Annotated in this window: 2 rRNA genes; both read right to left on the bottom strand. The window is 51.7% G+C overall.

Annotation, left to right across the window (positions count from 1 at the left end):
• Positions 1-46: 46 nt before the first annotated feature.
• Positions 47-161 (bottom strand): 5S ribosomal RNA (gene rrf, locus PsAD13_RS25310).
• 126 nt (positions 162-287) lie between these two features.
• A 23S ribosomal RNA gene (locus tag PsAD13_RS25305) occupies positions 288-3,018 on the bottom strand.
• Between the last annotated feature and the right edge of the window lie 206 nt (positions 3,019-3,224).

The following is a 3,224-nucleotide window of genomic DNA, read 5'->3' as shown; positions in this document are numbered from 1 at the left end:
TTGTTCTGTTTTATTTTGTAGAGATTTGTCGGTGTGGATTATTCATGCCCGGCGGCGCCCTACTCTCCCGCGTCTTAAGACGAAGTACCATTGGCGCAGGGGCGTTTCACTTCCGAGTTCGGGATGGGATCGGGTGGGGGCGCCCCGCCATAGCCACCGGGCAGGAATAAGTCACACTGACTTTTGAACTGGTCTGCGATGGCGCTTTTTAAGGCGCCAATGTTGTTATCCAAGTTTTAGCTTTGATTTGTTGGCTATCTCATATCTATGATTATAGCTTAATGGGAGTGATCAAGATCAATCGAGCTATTAGTAAGGCTCAGCTTCGAGAGTTACCCCTCTTCCACATGCCTCCTATCAACGTGGTGGTCTTCCACGGCTCTCAAGGGATATCTAGTTTTGAGGTTGGTTTCCCGCTTAGATGCCTTCAGCGGTTATCCATTCCGAACATAGCTACCCTGCAATGCGGCTGGCGCCACAACAGGTCCACCAGAGGTTCGTCCATCCCGGTCCTCTCGTACTAGGGACAGATCCTCTCAAATTTCCTACACCCACGGCAGATAGGGACCGAACTGTCTCGCGACGTTCTGAACCCAGCTCACGTACCACTTTAATTGGCGAACAGCCAAACCCTTGGGACCTGCTCCAGCCCCAGGATGTGATGAGCCGACATCGAGGTGCCAAACAATGCCGTCGATATGGACTCTTGGGCATCATCAGCCTGTTATCCCCGGCGTACCTTTTATCCGTTGAGCGATGGCCCTTCCACGAGGGACCACCGGATCACTATGACCGACTTTCGTCTCTGCTCGACTTGTCAGTCTCGCAGTCAGGCAGGCTTATGCCATTGCACTCAACGAGCGATTTCCGACCGCTCTGAGCCTACCTTCGCGCGCCTCCGTTACCATTTGGGAGGCGACCGCCCCAGTCAAACTACCCGCCACACACGGTCCCGGATATTGTAGTATCGCGGTTAGATATCCATGAGGACAAGGGTGGTATTTCAAGGATGACTCCACCTAAGCTGGCGCCTAGGTTTCAACGTCTACCACCTATCCTACACATGTCATCACGAATACCAGTGTGAAGCTGTAGTAAAGGTGCACGGGGTCTTTCCGTCTGACCGCAGGAACCCCGCATCTTCACGGGGAATTCAATTTCACTGAGTCTGTGCTGGAGACAGCGGGGAAGTCGTTACGCCATTCGTGCAGGTCGGAACTTACCCGACAAGGAATTTCGCTACCTTAGGACCGTTATAGTTACGGCCGCCGTTTACTGGGGCTTCAATTCGCTGCTTGCACAGCTCCTCTTAACCTTCCAGCACCGGGCAGGCGTCAGACCCTATACGTCGCCTTGCGGCTTCGCAGAGCCCTGTGTTTTTGATAAACAGTCGCAACCCCCTATTCTGTGCCCCCAATACAAAGTTGCCTTCGTATTGGGCTCCCTTCTCGCGAACTTACGGGAGCAATTTGCCGAGTTCCTTCAGCACAGTTCTCTCAAGCGCCTTGGTATACTCTACCTGTCCACCTGTGTCGGTTTCGGGTACGGTCTTAGCGTGGGAGCTATTTCCAGGAACACCTTCACCGCATCTCCAATCCAATAAGGAGATACGATACACGGCATCCGTCACTACCCACTGGCCGGGGAATATTAACCCCGTTCCCATCGACTACGCCTTTCGGCCTCGCCTTAGGGGCCGGCTAACCCTGCGCCGATTAGCGTTGCGCAGGAACCCTTGGACTTTCGGCGAGAGGGTCTCTCACCCTCTTTATCGTTACTCATGTCAGCATTCGCACTTCTGATACTTCCAGCAGCCCTCACGGGTCCACCTTCATCAGCTTACAGAACGCTCCGCTACCGCTTGTCAAAGACAAGCCCGCAGTTTCGGTGTATGGCTTTAGCCCCGGTACATTTTCGGCGCGGAGACCCTTATTTAGACCAGTGAGCTGTTACGCTTTCTTTAAATGATGGCTGCTTCTAAGCCAACATCCTGGTTGTTTTGGGATCTCTACATCCTTTCCCACTTAGCCATAACTTAGGGACCTTAACTGGCGGTCAGGGTTGTTTCCCTCTCCACAATGGACGTTAGCACCCACTGTGTGTCTGCCCTGCAGTACTTCCTGGTATTCGGAGTTTGGTTAGGATCAGTAAGGCGGTGAGCCCCCATAGCCCATCCAGTGCTCTACCCCCAGGAGTATTCACAGGACGCTCTACCTAAATAGATTTCGCGGAGAACCAGCTATTTCCGAGTTTGATTGGCCTTTCACCCCTAGCCACAAGTCATCCCCGAATTTTTCAACATTCGTGGGTTCGGTCCTCCAGTGCATGTTACTGCACCTTCAACCTGCTCATGGCTAGATCACTCGGTTTCGGGTCTAATCCAACGAACTAAGACGCCCTATTCAGACTCGCTTTCGCTACGCCTACACCTATCGGCTTAAGCTTGCTCGTTAAATTAAGTCGCTGACCCATTATACAAAAGGTACGCTGTTACCCAGAACAAATCTTGGGCTCCAACTGTTTGTAAGCATTCGGTTTCAGGTACTATTTCACTCCCCTCGTCGGGGTACTTTTCACCTTTCCCTCACGGTACTGGTGCGCTATCGGTCGACTAGGAGTACTTAGGCTTGGAGGGTGGTCCCCCCATGTTCAGACAGAATTTCACGTGTTCCGCCCTACTCGAGGACTATAAATCTTTCTACCCGTACGGGACTATCACCCACTAAGGTCAAGCTTCCCAGCTTGTTCCGGTTCTTAATCTATAGCCACTGGCCTGATCCGCGTTCGCTCGCCACTACTAGCGGAGTCTCGGTTGATGTCCTTTCCTCCGGGTACTTAGATGTTTCAGTTCCCCGGGTTTGCCCCCTTGCGGGTACACCTTACGGTGTGGGTTGCCCCATTCAGAAATCGCCGGATCAAAGCTTATTCGCAGCTCCCCGACGCTTATCGCAGCGTATCACGTCTTTCATCGCCTCTAGTCGCCAAGGCATCCACCAAATGCTCTTAAGACACTTGATCACTCTCATTAGCTATAATCATAAAGGCCGTTTCGCTAAAAACGTCCCGACCGTTTTCCAAAGAAAACAGCTGACTAAACCAACAAAAATAAAGCTTGATTTAACTTGGCTTGTACATCGGTTGCCAGATGTACAATCAACAATACATACATCGTATGCATCAAAGACATATGCAATGCATATGCCTAGACCAGTTCATGAGACATA

The organism is Pseudovibrio sp. Ad13, assembly GCF_001623225.1.
In the GTDB taxonomy this organism is placed as follows: domain Bacteria; phylum Pseudomonadota; class Alphaproteobacteria; order Rhizobiales; family Stappiaceae; genus Pseudovibrio.
This window is presented reverse-complemented; position numbering and strand designations above follow the sequence as displayed.